Source organism: Xanthobacter sp. 126, from assembly GCF_000526175.1.
Taxonomy (GTDB): Bacteria; Pseudomonadota; Alphaproteobacteria; order Rhizobiales; family Xanthobacteraceae; genus Xanthobacter; species Xanthobacter aminoxidans.
This window is the reverse complement of sequence record NZ_JAFO01000001.1, coordinates 3886414-3902799: the sequence shown is the minus strand read 5'-3', so window position 1 is coordinate 3902799 and position 16386 is coordinate 3886414. Positions and strand designations below refer to the sequence as shown.

General features: G+C 69.0%; 14 protein-coding genes. 9 read left to right on the top strand and 5 right to left on the bottom strand.

Translation table 11 applies throughout. The features are described 5' to 3' along the window. Nucleotides 1–35 precede the first annotated feature (35 nt). The 7 genes from XAN126_RS0118545 to XAN126_RS0118515 all read left to right on the top strand — a co-directional run bounded on the left by XAN126_RS0118545 (nt 36) and on the right by XAN126_RS0118515 (nt 8407). Nucleotides 36–1418 carry an ABC transporter substrate-binding protein gene (locus XAN126_RS0118545; RefSeq protein WP_081762856.1) on the top strand — a complete coding sequence of 461 codons (1383 nt, stop codon included), beginning with the start codon at nt 36–38 and terminating at the stop codon, nt 1416–1418. A gap of 94 nt (nt 1419–1512) precedes the next feature. Beyond that, a complete protein-coding gene (locus XAN126_RS0118540; RefSeq protein WP_024280079.1) occupies nt 1513–2316 on the top strand; it encodes an ABC transporter ATP-binding protein in 804 nt (267 codons plus the stop codon). 30 nt (nt 2317–2346) lie between these two features. Next, the gene (locus XAN126_RS29385) at nt 2347–4593 is read left to right on the top strand and encodes an ATP-binding cassette domain-containing protein (protein WP_024280078.1); all 2247 of its coding nucleotides are present in this window, start codon (nt 2347–2349) and stop codon (nt 4591–4593) included. 11 nt (nt 4594–4604) lie between these two features. After that, on the top strand, nt 4605–5495 hold the full coding sequence (locus XAN126_RS0118530; RefSeq protein WP_024280077.1) for a branched-chain amino acid ABC transporter permease: 891 nt from the start codon (nt 4605–4607) through the stop codon (nt 5493–5495). A 3-nt stretch (nt 5496–5498) separates the two neighbouring features. Beyond that, nucleotides 5499–6563: a branched-chain amino acid ABC transporter permease gene (locus XAN126_RS0118525; RefSeq protein WP_024280076.1), complete on the top strand. Its 1065-nt coding sequence runs from the start codon at nt 5499–5501 to the stop codon at nt 6561–6563. A 59-nt stretch (nt 6564–6622) separates the two neighbouring features. Further along, on the top strand, nt 6623–7621 hold the full coding sequence (dctP, locus tag XAN126_RS0118520) for a TRAP transporter substrate-binding protein DctP (RefSeq protein WP_024280075.1): 999 nt from the start codon (nt 6623–6625) through the stop codon (nt 7619–7621). Nucleotides 7622–7633: 12 nt separating this feature from the next. Continuing rightward, a complete protein-coding gene (locus XAN126_RS0118515) occupies nt 7634–8407 on the top strand; it encodes an enoyl-CoA hydratase (protein ID WP_024280074.1) in 774 nt (257 codons plus the stop codon). A gap of 133 nt (nt 8408–8540) precedes the next feature. Here XAN126_RS0118515 and tcuB read toward each other — a convergent pair whose 3' ends face one another. Continuing rightward, nucleotides 8541–9659: a tricarballylate utilization 4Fe-4S protein TcuB gene (tcuB, locus tag XAN126_RS0118510; protein ID WP_029877386.1), complete on the bottom strand. Its 1119-nt coding sequence runs from the start codon at nt 9657–9659 to the stop codon at nt 8541–8543. A 107-nt stretch (nt 9660–9766) separates the two neighbouring features. Between tcuB and XAN126_RS0118505 the strand changes: the two genes are divergently transcribed. Continuing rightward, complete coding sequence (locus XAN126_RS0118505) at nt 9767–10426, top strand: GntR family transcriptional regulator (protein ID WP_024280072.1); 660 nt, start codon at nt 9767–9769, stop codon at nt 10424–10426. Nucleotides 10427–10436: 10 nt separating this feature from the next. Here the strand turns inward: XAN126_RS0118505 and tcuA are convergent, their stop codons facing one another. Then, complete coding sequence (gene tcuA, locus XAN126_RS0118500) at nt 10437–11828, bottom strand: FAD-dependent tricarballylate dehydrogenase TcuA (RefSeq protein WP_024280071.1); 1392 nt, start codon at nt 11826–11828, stop codon at nt 10437–10439. A 253-nt stretch (nt 11829–12081) separates the two neighbouring features. On the opposite strand from tcuA, the gene XAN126_RS0118495 reads away from it, so the two are divergent. Next, entirely contained in the window at nt 12082–13059 is a 978-nt protein-coding gene (locus tag XAN126_RS0118495) for a tripartite tricarboxylate transporter substrate binding protein (RefSeq protein ID WP_051460633.1), read from the top strand. 68 nt (nt 13060–13127) lie between these two features. Here the strand turns inward: XAN126_RS0118495 and XAN126_RS0118490 are convergent, their stop codons facing one another. The 3 genes from XAN126_RS0118490 to XAN126_RS0118480 form a co-directional block, all read right to left on the bottom strand. Beyond that, the gene (locus XAN126_RS0118490; RefSeq protein ID WP_245272281.1) at nt 13128–13886 is read right to left on the bottom strand and encodes a helix-turn-helix domain-containing protein; all 759 of its coding nucleotides are present in this window, start codon (nt 13884–13886) and stop codon (nt 13128–13130) included. Nucleotides 13887–14022: 136 nt separating this feature from the next. Next, nucleotides 14023–14904, bottom strand: a complete 882-nt coding sequence (locus XAN126_RS0118485) for an NAD(P)-dependent oxidoreductase (RefSeq protein ID WP_024280068.1) — start codon at nt 14902–14904, stop codon at nt 14023–14025. Beyond that, entirely contained in the window at nt 14901–16373 is a 1473-nt protein-coding gene (locus tag XAN126_RS0118480; protein WP_024280067.1) for an aldehyde dehydrogenase, read from the bottom strand. Before XAN126_RS0118480 ends, XAN126_RS0118485 begins: the two co-directional genes overlap by 4 nt. Nucleotides 16374–16386: the final 13 nt, after the last annotated feature.

Genomic DNA, 16386 nt, shown 5'->3' with positions numbered 1-16386 from the left:
TGCCGGACCAGAATTCCGGCCTGGAGGATGACGCCATGCCTCAATGCTTCAGCTCGCGGCGCCGGAAATCCGTCGCGCCGGCCTGTCTCCTTGCCTTCGTCGCGACGCTTGGGTTCGCCGTGCCGGCGGCCGCCCAGACGGCGGCACCCGCCACTACGGGCGGGGCAGTGATGGAGCAGTTCGTGCCCATCGCCATCTATCGCACCGGCCCCTACGCGCCGGGCGGCTCGGGCATCTACGGTGCCTATGCGGACTATCTGGCGCTGGTGAACGCCCGCGATGGTGGCGTGAACGGCGTGAAGCTCGTCTATGAGGAGTGCGAGACCGGCTACCAGCCCGACCGCATGATCGAGTGCTACGAGCGCCAGAAGGCGAAGGGCCCGACCGGCGCCGCAGCCTTCACGCCCTCCGGCACGGGTGGCGTCTATGCCCTCATCGACCGCATGACGGCGGACAAGATCCCCTCCGTCACCATCGGCTACGGGCGGACCGATTCTTCCGATGGCCGGGTCTTCCCCTATTTCTTCCCGCTCATCTCCAATTACTGGAGCGAGAACACCGCCACCATCCGCTATATTGCAGAGCGCGAAGGTGGACTTGAAAAGCTGAAGGGCAAGAAGATCGCCAATGTGGTGATGGACTTCGCCGCCGGCCGCGAAACCCAGGTCATCCTCGATGCCCAGGCCAAGCGCTACGGCTTCGAGGTGACCACCTTCCCCATCACCCCGCCGGGGCTGGACCAGCGCGCCGTGTGGCTTCAGGTGCGCCAGTATCGGCCGGACTGGGTGCTGTTCCGCGGCTGGGGCGCGGCGACGCCCACCGGCATCAAGGAAGCCGCCCGTGCCGGGATTGCCCGCGACCGCATCATCGGCTGGTGGTGGTCGGGCTCGGAGGAGGACGTGACGCCCGCCGGCGAGGCGGCCAAGGGCTTCATCACCGCCCAGTTCCACGCCACCGGACCTAACTATCCGGTGTTCGAGGACATCAAGAAGTACGTTTACGGCAAGGGGCAGGGCAATGTGGAGGAGAACCGCATCGGCTCCGTCTATTATGTCCGTGGCGTGCTTCACGGCGTGGCGGTGACGGAAGCCATGCGCACCGCCATGAAGAAGTTCGGCAACCGTCCCCTCACCGGTGACGAGGTGCGCTGGGGGCTCGAGCATCTGGTGATGACCAGCGAGCGCATCAAGCAGCTCGGCCTCGAGGGCCTGATGCCGGAAATCAAGGTCACCTGCGCCGACCACGAGGGCGACGGTGCCATCCGCTTCCAGCAATGGGATGGCGCCAAGTGGGTGATGATCTCCGACTGGATCAAGTCCGATCAGTCCATGGTCCGGCCGCTCATCGAGGCGTCCGCCGCCCAGTTCGCCAAGGAAAAGGGCATCACGCCCCGCGACTGCGCCGGCGAGACGAACTGACCTCGGAGGCCCCTTTCAGCCCTGATCCGTGACCTGCTGCGCGCCGGGGCGTTCTGCCCCCGGCGCCGGAGCCACCCCTTGGGAGAAGCACGTCATGAGCGCGCAAGGCCCCTTGCTGTCCGTCGCCGGCATCGAAGTGATGTATTCCCGTCTGGCCCTCGTGCTGCGTGGCCTCACGCTCAGCGTTCCCCGGGGCGGCATCGTCGCCCTGCTGGGCGCCAACGGGGCGGGCAAGACCACCACCATGAAGGCTATCGCCAACCTCCTGCGTTCCGAGCGCGGCGAGGTGACGAAGGGCGCCATCCACTATGATGGCGCGCGTATCGACGGGCTCGACCCGTCCGACCTCGCCCGCCGAGGCCTTTCCCTGGTGATGGAGGGCCGCCATGCCTTCTCCAACCTGTCGGTCGAGGACAATCTGAAGGTCGGCGCCTACTCCCGCAGCGACGGCGCGGTCGCCGAGAGTCTCGAACGCGTCTACACCACCTTTCCCCGCCTGAAGGAGCGGCGGCATCAGCCGGCCGGCCTCCTCTCCGGCGGCGAGCAGCAGATGTGTGTGATTGGCCGCGCCCTCATGGCCCGGCCGCGCATGATCCTGCTCGACGAGCCCTCCATGGGCCTCGCGCCGCTGCTGGTGGAGGAGATCTTCTCCATCATGCAGCAGCTGAATGCCGAAGCCGGGGTGACTTTCCTCCTCGCCGAGCAGAACGCCGCCGTGGCGCTGCGTTACGCCACCTACGGCTATCTCGTGGAGGGCGGCCGGGTGGTGCGCGAGGGGCCGGCGCTCGCGCTCGCCGCCGATCCCGAAATCCGCGCCTCCTATCTCGGGCTCGATGCCTCCGCCGAAGCGGACGGGGCGAGCCTTGCCGCCCGCCGTCGCCCGCGCTGGCTCTCCTGATCCTCCATGGACGAAGGGATTCCTCCTGCCATGAACCGCGCCTTCGACCATGCCTCCGGTGCCGCGGAACGGGCCGATCCTTGCGCCGCGGACACGCTGCCCGGCGCCCTGATCGCCGCCGCCCGGCGCCATGCCGCGCGCCCGGCCTTGCGCCATAAGGTCGGCGGCATCTGGCGCAGCTGGACGTTCGCCGATTATCTCGCCCGCACCGCCGCCATGGCACGGCTGCTGGATGGCGCCGGCCTCGCCGGCGAAGGCCTGCTGGTGATCGTGGGCGAGAACCGGCCGGAGCTTTATGCCGCCGCATTGGCCGCCCAAGGCCTCGGCGCCGCGGTGATGCCGGTGGACCCGGAATTCCTGCGCCGCTTCGGCGCGCCGGCGGCCGATCCCGCGCTCGTCCTTTGCGAGAATGAGGATGCCGAGCGCGCGTGGCGGACGGCCAGCCGCTCGCCCGCCATCGTGCTGCGTCTCGACGAATGCGCGCCATCGCCGGAGGCCGCGCAGGACGAGGCCGTGGCCTGGTACGCCTGGCGGGCCGCCACGGTCGACGGGAACCGAACCGCTCTCATTCTCCACACCGCCGGTGTGGACGGACCGCCCCGCCCGGTGGCGCTTACCCACCGGCGTCTCCTCGACGCCGGCGCGGCGGCTATGTCCCGGCTGCTGGTGTCTCCCGCTGACCGGCTCATGGCGTTTCTGCCCGTCTCGGGCATTGCCGACGCCGCTGGCAGCCTGGTGCAACCGCTTCTCTCGGGCTGCTCTGTCCATTGCGTGGAGGGGCCGGCGAGTTTCCCCAATGATCTGAGGGAGGTGGCCCCCACCGTGCTGGCCGCGCCGGCGCGCGTGTTCGAGCTTCTGGCGAGGGACGCCGGCGTTCGCCTTTCCGCGGGCGGCCCGCTGGTGCGCGCCCTCGCGCGGGCGAATGAGAGGGGTCTGCCGGGCACCGGTCTCGCCTTCGGAGCGCCGCTGCGCAACACCCTCGGCCTCGGTGCCTGCCGTCTGGCCTTCGTCACCTCCGGCATCCTGGACCCCACCACCGCCCGCCGCCTCGCGGCCTATGGGGTGCCGCTCGACGGGGATCTTGCCCTCGCCGATGACGGCAGCCTCCGATCCGGCGCCGTCGCGCCGGCCGACGACACCCATCCGCTCAGGTCTGTCGAAGCCGTGCTCCGGGGCGAGGCCGTCATTGATCGTGCCCGCGTCACGCGCGTCCCCGACGGCCTCAGTGCCCGGATCGCGCTCGCGCCGTCCGCCGCGGACGCGGAGGACGCCGCGACGGCCCAGAGCCATGCATCGGCGGCGGTGGAGCGGGTGAATGCACGGCTGGCCGGGGAGTTCCCCGGAACGTCCCTTGCCATTCGGACCTTCGACCTCGCCGCCGATGGCTTCGGTCCGCAGGAGCTGACGCTGGAGGGCGAGGTGCGCGACGCTCCGTTCGCCCCGGCCGGCCGCGAGGCGCAGGCACGGCCGACCGAGCGCGCAGCCCGCTCGCGCGGACCCGTGTTGATGCAGGTCAGCGGCGTCGCCGTCGCTTTCGGCGGGGTGAAGGCGCTCACCGACGTATCCCTCGCCATCCATGAAGGGGAAATCCTCTCCATCATCGGGCCGAACGGGGCGGGGAAGACCTCGTTGCTCAACGTCATCAACGGCGTCTACCACCCGCGCTCGGGAACCATCACCTTCGCCGGCAAGGCACGCGCCCGCATGCGCCCGGCCTTTGCCGCACGCTCGGGCATCGGCCGCACGTTCCAGCACGTCTCCCTGTTCAAGGGCATGAACGTGATCGACAACGTTCTGGTGGGCCGCGCCGCGCGTTTCGACGGCTTGCTGCTCGGCAAGCTCCTGCGCCTGCCTTCCACCTCGGCGGAAGAGCGGCGCGAGCGGGAGGCTGCGGAGCGCATCCTCTCCTTCCTGGAGCTGGAGCATCTGCGCAAGGCGCCGGTCGCCAGCCTGCCCTACGGCATCCAGAAGCGGGTGGAACTGGCCCGCGCGCTCGCCACCGAGCCGAGGCTCCTGCTGCTGGACGAGCCCATGGCCGGCATGACCCACGAGGAGAAGCGCGACATGTGCGGCTTCATCCGCCGGATCAACGAGAGCTTCGGCACCACCATCCTCATCATCGAGCACGACATCGGCGTGGTGATGGGCCTGTCCGATCGCGTCGCGGTCCTCAATTACGGCCGCAAGATCGCCGATGGCACGCCCGACGTGGTTCGTGCCGATCCCCAAGTCATCGCTGCCTATCTCGGCTCCGCCGCACTCGGCGAAGCCGTCTGAGGGAGAACACCATGGGCGACTTTTCCTTCTTTCTCGAAGTGGTGGTGGGCGGTCTCCTGTCCGGCGTGATGTACACGCTGGTGGCGTTGGGCTTCGTGCTCATCTTCAAGGCCTCGGGCGTGTTCAACTTCGCCCAGGGCGCCATGGTGCTGTTCGCCGCGCTCACCTTCGTCGGCTTCCTGGAGTTCGGCCTGCCCATGTGGGCCGCCTTCCTCCTCGCGCTCGCCGCCATGCTGGTGCTGGCGGTGGCCATCGAGCGCACGGTGCTGCGCCCCCTCGTCGGGCAGGACCACATGATCCTGTTCATGGCCACCATCGGCCTCTCCATCTTTCTGGAGGGCTTCGCCCAGTTGATCTGGGGCACCAAGGTGCGCGGGCTCGACCTCGGCATCTCGGACGAGCCCATCGAGATCGGCGGCATCCTCATCTCGCAGTTCGACCTCTCCGCGGCGCTCATGGCCGCGGTGCTGGTGGCGGTGCTGTCCGCCTTCTTCTCCTACACCAAGGTCGGGCGCGCGCTGCGGGCGGTGGCCGACGACACCCAGGCGGCGCAGGTTGCGGGCGTGCCGCTCGGCTTCATCTGGGCCGTGGTGTGGGGCGCCGCGGGCTTCATCGCGCTCGTCGCGGGCCTCGTCTGGGGCGCGCGGCTTGGCGTGCAGTTCGCGCTGACGCTGGTGGCGCTCAAGGCGCTGCCGGTGATGATCCTCGGCGGGTTCAACTCCATTGCCGGCGCCATCGTGGCGGGGCTCGTGATCGGGGTCAGCGAGAAGCTCGCCGAGATCTATCTCGGCCCCTTCGTCGGCGGCGGCATCGAGAACTGGTTTCCGTACGCACTCGCCATCGCCGTTCTGCTCATCCGGCCCGCCGGCCTGTTCGGCGCGACGCGCATCGCGAGGGTCTGACCCATGTTCCACCGTGACGCCGGTGCGCTGAAGACGTCCTATGGCGAGGAGCAGGCCATCTTCCCCGTGGCCCTCGACCGCTGGGCGGTGATGGCCCTCGTGGCCGTGGGCGCGCTCGTAGTGCCGTTCGTGGCCGGGCCGTACTGGCTCGGCTCCATCCTCCTGCCATGCCTCATCCTGTCGCTCGCGGCGATCGGGCTCAACATTCTCACCGGCTATGCGGGCCAGCTCTCGCTGGGCTCGGGCGCCTTCATGGCGGTGGGAGCCTATGCGGCGGTGAATCTCGTCATCCGCCTGCCGTGGCTGCCGTTCCCGGTCTCCTTCGTGCTGGCGGGTATGGTTGCGGGCGCGGTGGGGCTCGCCTTCGGCCTCTTGAGCCTGCGCATCCGCGGCTTCTACGTGGCGGTGGCGACGCTCGCCGCCCAGTTCTTCATCGAATGGATCTGCACCCACATTCCGTGGCTGGTGCTGAACACCCCCTCCGGCGTCGTCTCCACCCCGACGCTCTTTTTATTCGGCTTCGGCTTCTCGTCCGTGCCGTCCCGCTACCTCGTCGCCTTCGGGACGGTCGTCGCCCTGGCTTTCGTGGCGAAGAACCTCATCCGCTCCTCCGCCGGCCGCGCCCTGATGGCGGTGCGCGACCACGAGACGGCGGCGGAACTGACGGGGGTCGACACCACCCGGGCCAAGCTCACCGCCTTCGCGGTCTCCGGCTTCTATTGCGGGGTGGCCGGCGCGCTCTGGGCGTTCCTCTATCTCGGGAACGTGGAGATCGAGGCCTTCTCGCTGCATCGCTCGTTCCAGATCCTGTTCATGGTCATCATCGGCGGCCTCGGCTCCATCCTCGGCTCCTTCCTCGGGGCGGCCTTCATCGTGCTCCTGCCGGTGGCCATCGCCAATGCAGCGACCCTGTTCGGCGAGGCCCTGAAGCCGGACGTTCTGGCCAATCTGGAGCTGATGATCTTCGGAGCGCTCATCGTCGCCTTCCTCATCATCGAGCCGAGCGGCCTCGCCCGCCTCGCCGTGAAGGCGAAGGATCGCCTGCGTCGCTGGCCGCTGCCCTACTGAAATCCGCCCAGCGGATGAACGACGCGCACCAACGCGCGCAACACCGGAGGAACACGCCCATGACCAAGACTGTCGGCCGCCTTCTCGGGGCGGCGATGATGACGCTCGCCCCCCTCGCCGCGCTTCCCGCCGTCGCCACGGCGGACGAGCTGAGGCTCGTGTTCGACATCCCGACCAATCATCCGCGCGTGCCCTACTTCACGGCCATGGCGGAGGAGGTGGCTCGGACGACCTCGGGGCGGCTGACGATCGCCGCCAATCCCGGCGGCACCATCTATCCGGGGTTCGCCTCCATCGAGGCGTTGAAGGCCGGAAAGGCGGAACTCACCTTCGTCAATGCGGCCAATCTGGAGCGCCTCGATCCGCGCTTCGGCTTCGTCAATCTGCCCTTCGCGCTCGACGACACCGCCATGACCCAGCCGGCGGCGCGCCGTGGGGTGGTGGACCTCCTCGATACGCTCGCCCAGAAGCAGGACCTGCGGGTGATCGGCCTGATGCGCGGCGCGGACCAGCTCTTCGTCTTCCGCGACAAGCGCGTCGCGACCCTGGCGGACCTCAAGGGACTGAGGATCCGCGTGGCCGGGGCCGGCACCTACGAGGACATCATGCGCCGCCTCTCGGCGGAGCCGGTGGTGCTGCCCATCCCCGAGATGAAGCCCGCGTTCGAGCGCGGCGCCCTCGACGGGGTCTTCACCTCGCCCGGTGCCTGGACCTCGCAGCTTGGCATGGCCGCCCCCAAGGCCAGCCACGCGCCAGGGCTGATGATGATCACCTATGTGCTGGTGGCGCGGAAGGACGCGCTCGATCGTCTCTCCACCGCCGATCGCGACGCGCTGCTCGCGGCCGCCCGCGCCAACATCACCGAAGGCTGGGGGCGCATGGAGGCAGACGACGCGGCGATCCTCAAGGACATGGCCGCCAAAGGCGCCGCCGTCGTCACTGTGGCCGATCTCAAGCCCTGGCGGGAGGCCGTCTCGCCGGTGGCCGCCAGCTTCTCCGAGCGCTTCCCCGACACCTGGCGAGACTTCCGCGCGCAGATCGGGGCGGAGCGCAAGTGATGGAAAAAACCGATGGGATACGACTTCATTCAGACCCGTGTCGCCGGCCGGGTGGGCTGGATCACGCTGGACCGGCCGGAGGCGCTCAATGCCCTGAACGCGGCGATGGTGGGCGAGATTGCGCAGGCCCTCGCCAGGTTCGGCGCCGATCCCGACATCGGCTGCGTGGTCCTCACCGGCTCGGACCGCGCCTTCGCCGCCGGAGCGGATATCAAGGAGGCGGCGGGGCGCAGCTATCCCGAGACCTTCCTCGAGGACTTTCTCGCCTCCTGGGATGCGATCGCGCACCTGCGCAAGCCTCTGGTCGCCGCTGTGGCCGGCTATGCCCTCGGCGGGGGCTGCGAGATCATGATGATGTGCGACATCGTCATCGCGGCCGAAACGGCGCGGTTCGCCCTGCCGGAGGTGAAGATCGGCGTGATGCCCGGCGCGGGCGGCACCCAGCGCCTCGCGCGCGCCATCGGCAAGGCCAAGACCATGGATCTCTGTCTCACCGGACGGATGATGGACGCTGCGGAGGCGGAGCGTCTTGGCCTTGTTTCACGCGTCGTTCCGGCATCGGTGCTGCTCGCCGAAGCACAGGCCGTGGCGGAGGGGATCGCCACCAAATCCCGCATCAGCACCATGGCGATCAAGGAGGCCGTCAACCGTGCCTTCGAGACCTCGCTGGCCGAGGGGCTCCTGTTCGAGCGCCGGACCTTCCACGCCCTGTTCGCGACGCAGGATCAGAAGGAGGGCATGGCCGCCTTCGTGGAGAAGCGCGCGCCACAGTTTCGCGATGGATAGTGGGCGCGTGCGACTTCACCGAGGCTGCCCCGATCGGCGATGAGGTGCGCCAAGGTCTGCCACCGCAACGTCGATCACATGCTTCGCATCCAGTGGGGCGGGGGAGGGCGTGCGCCCCCGCCGCCGAGCCGCTTCACTCCCCCGTGGCGTGGGCTTCCTGCTGCCGCTCCTTGGCGTAGCGCACCAGCGCGGCGAAGCGGTAGAGGCCGTGGACGAACTTACCGTAGGGCATGGTCAGGAAGAAGCCGAACACGAAGCCGAGGTGAATGGCTAGCATGGTTCCCATGGCCGGCGTCGCACGCACGACAAGAAGCGCAAGGCCGGTGAGCGCGGTGCCGAAGAGCATGGCGAGGAAGGCCGCGTCCATGCCCCGGCGCGTGTCGTCCATCATCATGGGATCGCGCGCCTTCTTCGCCATGAACAGGCCGGCCGGTCCGATCACGAGGCCGATGCCGCCGAGGGTGCCGAGCACCACCGGCAGATCCCACCACGGGTAGGGCGACATGCGGCCGAGCAGGTAGTGATAGAGCGTCGCCACCGAGGTCGCGGCGAAGCACAAAGCGAAGCCGTAGAAGGTGAAATGGTGGAACAGCCGGCGGTTGTCGGTGGGCTTCTCGTCCGCATTCATGCAGCCGACGCCGCCGCCATCGAGATAGCGCAGCTGGCCCGCGTCCTTCATGGCCTGCCAGAGGGACGGCGCATCGGGCGGCAGGGGCTTGCCGTTCTCCATGTCCCGCCAGAAGGCGCGCAGCCCCATGAACAGGGCCAGAAGGGCATAGATGAACACGCCGCCGAACAGCGCCACCATGGCATTGTGCGGCATGAGGCGGAAGAAGGCCCCCGGCCCCGCATGGGCGCCGAACATCACGGTCGGGTCATTGAAGGCCATGAAGCCGCCGAGGAAGGCGGCCACCGATGCAGCCGTGATGAGGGCGATGACGAGTCCGTTGCGCCGGAACAGGCCGGCCAGCGGGCGCGGCCAGGCATAGTGGGCGTAGGAATCGTTGCGCACCTCGGCGAGCGTGCGCGGCACGTTCACATTGAACTCGTGCGGCGGCGAGAACTGGCAGTCAAAATAGCACGCGCCGCAGGAGTGGCAGAGGTTGGACAGGTAGTTGAGATCCCCGGCCGAGAACGCGCGACGCATCTCCATGGCCGGAAACACGGCGCACAGGCCCTCGCAATAGCGGCACGAATTGCAGACCGTCATGAGCCGGGCCGCTTCTTCCAGCGGCGAGCTGTGCGCGTTCATCTGGAATTCTTCCTTGTTGTGTGAGTTGTCTTGCATACAGCTGCGCACAGCCGTACTCCCTTGAGGGACCAGCGCGTGGAGCGCGCCGGAAAGCGGGGAGGAGCGCAATGGCGGACGCGACGGCTGGAGGAGACGATGGCCTCTCCCGCGCACAGCGCGTCTACGAGCGCCTGAAGGAGGATATCCGGGCCGGTGCCCTCAGGCGCGGCGAGCGCGTGCGCGAGGAGCAGGTGGCGCGGGCGCTGGGCGTCAGCCGCACGCCGGTACGCGAGGCGCTGGCGCGGCTCACCGCGCGCGGGCTGATCGAGGCGACGCCGGCCGGGCTCGTGGTGGCCACCATCTCCCGTCCCCAGACGCTCGAACTCTACGCCATGCGCGAGGTTCTGGAGGGCTCGGCCGCCCGCTTCGCCGCCCAGCACGCCGCACCGAGCGAAATCGCCATGCTCGATCGCCTCTCGTCCGCCTTCGAGACGGCGTTCGGTGATGCGAGCCGGCTGGCGGAACTGAACCGCCGCTTCCATTCGGCGATCGTGGACGCCGCCCACAACCGCTACCTCGTGCGGATGCTGGACGAGCTGAGCGATGCCCTGGCCCTGCTGCCGGGCACCACCTTCCAGCTCGCCGAGCGCGGGCCGCTGGCGGTGAGCGAACATGCCGCCATCGTCGCCGCCATCGCCGCCCGTGATCCGGACGCGGCCGAGCGTGCGGCGCGGCTGCACATCCAGCGCGCGCAGGAGGCGCGGCTGTCGCTGTTGCAGCTCGACTGAGGCGGTCCGGCTAGTTGCGCACACTGCGGGCCGCCCCGGTGCCGGCGCAGCGGCCGAACACACTGCCGATGGTCATGCCGATGCCCGCCGCATAGCCGCGGCCGAGCACGTTACCGGCCATGATCTCGCCCGCGGCGAACATGTTGGCCGCCGCTGAGCCGTCCGCCATCTGCATCCGCGCCTCGCGGTCCACGCGCACGCCGAGATAGGTGAAGGTGATGCCGGGGCGCACCGGATAGGCATAGAACGGCGCGGTATCGATGGGCCGCGCCCAGTGGGTCTTGGGCGGGGTAAGGCCTTCCGTGCGGCAGTCGTCCAGCACAGTGTGGTCGAAGCTGCCGCCGGGCACGATGGACGCATTGAAGTTCGCGACGGTGGCCGCGAAGGCCTGCGGGTCGAGCCCGAGCTTGCCCGCCAGTTCCACCGGCGTCGCCGCGCTGATGGGCGGGTAAAGCGAGGGCATGAAGGAGGTGAGCGACTTGGCGTCGAACACGATGTAGGCGATCTGGTCCGGCTGCTGGGCCACGAGCCGGCCCCAGATGGCGTAGCGCTTGGGCCAGAAGTCCTCGCCCTCGTCGTAGAAGCGCTCGGCCTTGTTGTTCATCACGATGCCGAACACCACGCAGTCGAGCCGGGTGATGATGCCGCCGTCGAACTTGGGGGCGCGCGCATCGATGGCCACCGCGTGGCACTGGGTGGGATCGCCCACCGGCTTCACGCCCTTGTCCAGCAGCATCCGCAGCATGGTGCCGCGGTTGTAGGGCGTGCCGCGGATGAGGAAGTTCTCCGCCGGCGGCCCCCAATATTCCTTCAGCCAGTCGATATTGGCCTCGAACCCGCCGGCGGCCGCCACCAGAGCCCCCGCGCGCACCATGTGGCGCTGCCCGCCATGCTTCACCTGGGCGCCGAGGAAGAAGCCATCGGCGATGTCGAGGTCCACCACCTCGGCGTCGTACAGCACCTCAACCCCCAGCCGCTCGGCGGTCTGGTAGAGGGCATTCAGCATGGAGCGGCCGCCGCCGAGGAAGAAGGAATTGGTGCGCCCGAGGCTCAGCGTACCGCCGAGGGAGGGCTGGAACCGCACACCCTGCTCGGTGATCCAGCCCAGCATGTCCTTGGACTGGGCGATCATGAAGCGGGCCAGTTCCTCGTCCGTATGGCCCTGGGTGACGCGCTTCAGGTCGTCCCAGAACTCATCCTCGGTGTAGGGGCCGGTCAGGGTGTCGGTGGCGGTGTCGTGGGCGCAGCGCATGTTGCGGGTGTGGCGCGTGTTGCCGCCGCGATAGAAGCGCGGGGCCATCTCCAGCACCAGAACCGACGCGCCGTCCCGCCGCGCGGCGATGGCGGCGCAGAGGGCCGCGTTGCCCCCGCCCACCACCAGCACATCCCAGCGCCGGCCCAGCACGGCGGAGGCTTCAGCTGCCGTCTGCGCCTCGGCTTCCTCTCGCGTCATCCGCTCCTCCACCCGTCTCGCCATACGCCCGCTCATGGCTGCATTCTATTGTATACAGTCGTGCGCAGATTTCTGCGCGCGTTTCCCGTCCGCGTCAAGCGACCCCTTGACGTGCCGGTCCGAATTCGCGACGGTTATAAAAAAGAATAGTTATTCTGTCTAACAGAACAAAAAGGCCGCGCAGAGCGGCTCAGGAGGAAACATGTCGTTCCAAAGCATGATGGCTGCCGTAGCCGGCTGCCTCGCGAGTTGCATCGCCCTCGCCGGTCCCGCATCGGCGGAGACTTACCCGGCGCGGCCGGTGACGATGATCGTGCCCTATGCCGCCGGCGGCGCCACTGACGTCGTGGCCCGTGCCGTGGCTGAAAAGCTCACCGGGGCTTGGGGCCAGGCGGTCGTGGTGGACAATCGCGCGGGCGCCGGCACCACCATCGCCGCCCGGACGGTGGCGCAGGCGCCGGGGGACGGCTACCTGCTGTACATGACGACCTCCGCCCACACGATTTCGGGGCACCTCTATCCCGGCCTGACCTTCGACGCGCTGAAGGACTTCGCGCCCATCACCCTCATCACCAAGGTGCCGCTGGTTCTGGTTGTCAGCCCGCAGGTGCCGGCTTCCAACATGGCCGAGTTCCTCGCCTGGCTGGCCAAGGAGGGGGACAAGGTGAACTACGCCTCCCCGGGCATCGGCACCGCGCAGCATCTCTCCGGCGAGCTGTTCAAGATCGCGACCAAGAGCGGCATCACCCACGTGCCCTACAAGGGCGACGCACCGGCCCTCACCGATCTCATGGGCGGGCAGGTGCAGATGATGCTCGCGACCGCGACGGCGGTCATTCCGCTCATCGAGAGCGGCAAGGTGAAGGCGATTGCCGTGGCCCACAACCGCCGCCTCGGCGCGCTGCCGCAGGTGCCGACCTTCGCCGAGGCCGGCGTCAAGGACTTCGAGGCCGCCACCTGGTTCGGCCTGCTGGCGCCAGCGAAGATTAAGCCGGAGCTGGTGGAGAAGATCTACGCCGACGTGTCGAAGATCGTCGCGGAGCCGGACATGCGCCGCCGCATCGAGCAGCTCGGCGGCGACGTGGTCAACAGCACGCCGGCCGAATTCGCGACCTTCATGCGGGAGGAGAGCGGCAAGTGGGCCGCCGCGGTGAAGGCCTCCGGCGCTTCGCTCAAGTAGGTCTCCCTGTCCCGGTTCGCGTTCGGCGCGGGCCGGGATGCGGGTGTCGGGCGCGGTGTCGCCGTCCCTCAGGCGGCGCCGCGCTCGACCTTTCCGGTGGGACGCTGGAAATGGGGCCAGGCGCCGCCGAGCGTGCGTGTCAGCCGCTCCGCCTGCGGCAGAAGCTCGGCGCGCATGATGGCGACCTGCTCCGGCGAAAAACGCTCGCGTGGGCCTGACAAGGAGAGCGTGCCGAACAGCCCTGCGGGGCCGAATACGGGCGCGGCAACCGCCGCGCAGGCGGGATCGCGTTCGCCCAGGGACACCGCCAAGCCTTCGGTGCGGATCGCGTCGTAGCGCGGCCCCGCTTCACCGTCGAAGGCCAGCAGGACATGCCCGCCGGCGCCGACCCGTATGGGATAGACATCGCCCGCCGCCACCCTGTCGAGGGTCGCATGGCGCGAATCCACCCGGAACAGGCACAGGCGGTGGCCGGCATCCTGCCGGACATGGAAGGACGAGCTTTCGGTCCCGCGCTCCACCAGATCCTGCAAGACCGGCATCACATGGCCGCGCAGCCCGTTGCGCCGCTCATAAGCGATGCCGAGGCGGAAGGCGGCCGGCCCGAGGTCATACCCGCCATCGCGCAGGCGCGTGACGTAGCCGTTGCCTTCCAGCGAGGCCATGAGGCGGAGGATGGTGCTTTTGTAGAACCCCGTCAGGCGGGAGAGATCCGCCAGGCTGACGGGACCGTTCGCGCGCTCCAGCGCGCCGACGATGGTGAGCGCCCGCTCCACGGCGGCGACGCCGCCGCCGTCAGGCGCACTGAGGGTCTTGGACTCGGACACACGCATCTCCAGTACGCCCGCCAGCCTGAGCCGAACGGGCGATGGATGATCGCAGAAGCGGCCGGCAATTGGAACGCTTCGTGCGGTGCGAGACGGCCCGCAGGGGAGCGGTCTGGTCTCGGCCCCGGCTCGGGCCTCAGTTCGATTTGGCGACGATGCGGCTGACCACCGGCCAATAGAGATCGCCGAATCCTTCGGCCTGCGTCTTTTCCAGCAACTGGTCGGCGAGTTCAGCGCCTTGCAGCCGCAGTCCCACGGACTGGGCGAGGGACAGCGCGTAGCCGATGTCCTTGCGGGCATAGGTGGTGGAGAAGGCGCGCTCCGGGAAGGTCTCCGCCACCACCGCCTTCATGCCATGGTTGCGCAGGGCGAAGCTGTCGGCCGATCCCTTCATCAGGGTTTCGAACAGCAGCTTGCCGTCGACCCCGGCGCGCGTGGCCGTGGCCATCGCCTCGCTCAGCGCCACCACCGTCTCCACCAGCACCATGTTGTTCAGGATCTTGACGATCTGCCCCGCTCCGATCGGCCCGCAATGGGTGATGTCGCTGGCGAAGGTGGCGAGCAGCGGGCGGACGACGTCGAAGGTCGGCTGGTCCGCGCCGACCATGATGGAGAGCGTGCCTTCCTCGGCCGCCTGACGGGTGCGCGCGATGGGCGCATCCGCATAGTGCGCGCCGGCCGCGACGAACTTCGCCGCGATGTCCCGCGTCAGCTCCACTGGCGAGGTGCCGAGGTCCACGATCACCTGCCCCGGACGGGCATGGGCGAGAAGGCCGTCCGCGCCGAGGGTCACAGCCTCCACATGGGCGCCGCTCGGGAGGGCCATGAAGATCACGTCGCACGCCTCGGACAGCGCGGAGAGGCTGGCCGCGCGGGTCACCCCGAAAGCGGCGAGCCGCTCCAGCGGCGCGTCCGCCCGGTCGAAGCCGATGACCGGCCGCCCGCTCTTCTGTGCGAGGTTGCGGCACATGGGCTCGCCCATGACGCCGAGCCCGATGAAACCGACGCTGCCGCTCATTGTCCCATGCCTTCCTCGGGCACCAGCTTGCCCATGTCCCAATAGATGCCCTTCGCCTGCTGGTAGAGGCGGACGCCGGAAATGCCCTTCTCCCGGCCGATGCCACTTTCCTTGAAGCCGCCGAACGGCGTCGCCACGGAGAGCTGCTTGTAGGTGTTGATCCAGACGGTACCGGCCTCGATGGCCCGCGCGATGCGCCAGGCGCGGCGGTAGTTGGCCGTCCAGATGCCGCAGGCGAGGCCGTAGACGCTGTCGTTGGCCTGGGCGACGAGGTCCGCCTCGTCGGAGAAGGGCAGGATCACCAGCACGGGGCCGAAGATCTCTTCCTGTGCCACCCGCGCCCCATTGGTCAGCCCGACGATGAGGGTGGGCAGATAGAAGGCGCCGTTGGCGAGCGCAGCCGCGTCGGGACGGCGGCCGCCGGCGATGATGTCGCCGCCCTCCTTGCGGGCGATGTCCACCATGCCTTCCACCCGGTCGCGGTGGGGGAAGGAGGCGAGGGGCCCCATCTTCGAGGCCGGCTCTGTCGGCATTCCCACCGCCAGCGCTTCGGTCTTCGCCTTCAGGCGATCCACGAAGGCGTTGTAGACGGACTTCTGCACGAACAGGCGCGAGCCGGCGACGCAGGACTGGCCGGAGCCCTCGAAGATGCCCCCCATGACGCCGGCCAACGCCGCGTCGAGATCGGCGTCCTCGAACACGATGTTCGGCGACTTGCCGCCGAGTTCCAGCGCTGCGGGAATGAGCCGGTCGGCGCAGATGCGGCCGATGGCGCGCCCGGTGCCGGTGCCGCCGGTGAACGACACCATGCGCACGCCCGGATGCTGCACCAGCGCGACGCCGGTATCGCCACCGAGGCCGGTCACCACATTGAGGATGCCGGGGGGTAGGCCCGCTTCCGCGGCGATGCGGGCGACGAGAATGGCGGCGGTGGGCGTCACCTCGGACGGCTTCACGATGATGGCGTTGCCGGCGGCGAGCGCCGGGGCCACCTTCTGGGCCTCCATGGTGAGCGGCGAATTCCAGGGGGTGATGGCGGCGATGACGCCCATGGGCTCATAGACCGTCATGGACAGGTAGTCGCCGCGCGCCGGCGTCACCTCGGAGCCGAGCGTCTCGCAGACCGCCGCGAAGTAGCGGAAGGTGGCGATGGCGCTCGCCACCTGGGTGCGGCACTCGGCGATGACCTTGCCGTTCTCGCGCATCTGGATGGCGGCAAGCTCATCGGCATTGGCGGCCATGCCATCAGCGATGCGGGCGATGATGCGGGCGCGTTCGTGGGGCCGCATGTTGCGCCACGCGGCGGACCGCACGGCCTGCTGCGCCGAGGCGACGGCGGCGTCCACATCGGCGGCGGAGGCGGCGGAGAGTTCGTAGTTCACCTCGCCGGTCGCCGGGTTGCGGGAGACGAAGGTGGGGCCGGTGCCCGTGACGGGCTTTCCGGAGACGAAGAAAGGCAATGGGCTCATGAGATCCTCGCAG

Excerpts from the sequence above, each read along its gene's own strand:
- XAN126_RS0118545 (WP_081762856.1), top strand. The coding sequence starts at position 36 with ATGCCTCAATGCTTCAGCTCGCGGCGCCGGAAATCCGTCGCGCCGGCC.
- XAN126_RS0118540 (WP_024280079.1), top strand. The coding sequence starts at position 1,513 with ATGAGCGCGCAAGGCCCCTTGCTGTCCGTCGCCGGCATCGAAGTGATG.
- XAN126_RS29385 (WP_024280078.1), top strand. The coding sequence starts at position 2,347 with ATGAACCGCGCCTTCGACCATGCCTCCGGTGCCGCGGAACGGGCCGAT.
- XAN126_RS0118530 (WP_024280077.1), top strand. The coding sequence starts at position 4,605 with ATGGGCGACTTTTCCTTCTTTCTCGAAGTGGTGGTGGGCGGTCTCCTG.
- XAN126_RS0118525 (WP_024280076.1), top strand. The coding sequence starts at position 5,499 with ATGTTCCACCGTGACGCCGGTGCGCTGAAGACGTCCTATGGCGAGGAG.
- dctP (WP_024280075.1), top strand. The coding sequence starts at position 6,623 with ATGACCAAGACTGTCGGCCGCCTTCTCGGGGCGGCGATGATGACGCTC.
- XAN126_RS0118515 (WP_024280074.1), top strand. The coding sequence starts at position 7,634 with ATGGGATACGACTTCATTCAGACCCGTGTCGCCGGCCGGGTGGGCTGG.
- tcuB (WP_029877386.1), bottom strand. The coding sequence starts at position 9,659 with ATGAACGCGCACAGCTCGCCGCTGGAAGAAGCGGCCCGGCTCATGACG.
- XAN126_RS0118505 (WP_024280072.1), top strand. The coding sequence starts at position 9,767 with ATGGCGGACGCGACGGCTGGAGGAGACGATGGCCTCTCCCGCGCACAG.
- XAN126_RS0118495 (WP_051460633.1), top strand. The coding sequence starts at position 12,082 with ATGTCGTTCCAAAGCATGATGGCTGCCGTAGCCGGCTGCCTCGCGAGT.
- XAN126_RS0118485 (WP_024280068.1), bottom strand. The coding sequence starts at position 14,904 with ATGAGCGGCAGCGTCGGTTTCATCGGGCTCGGCGTCATGGGCGAGCCC.
- XAN126_RS0118480 (WP_024280067.1), bottom strand. The coding sequence starts at position 16,373 with ATGAGCCCATTGCCTTTCTTCGTCTCCGGAAAGCCCGTCACGGGCACC.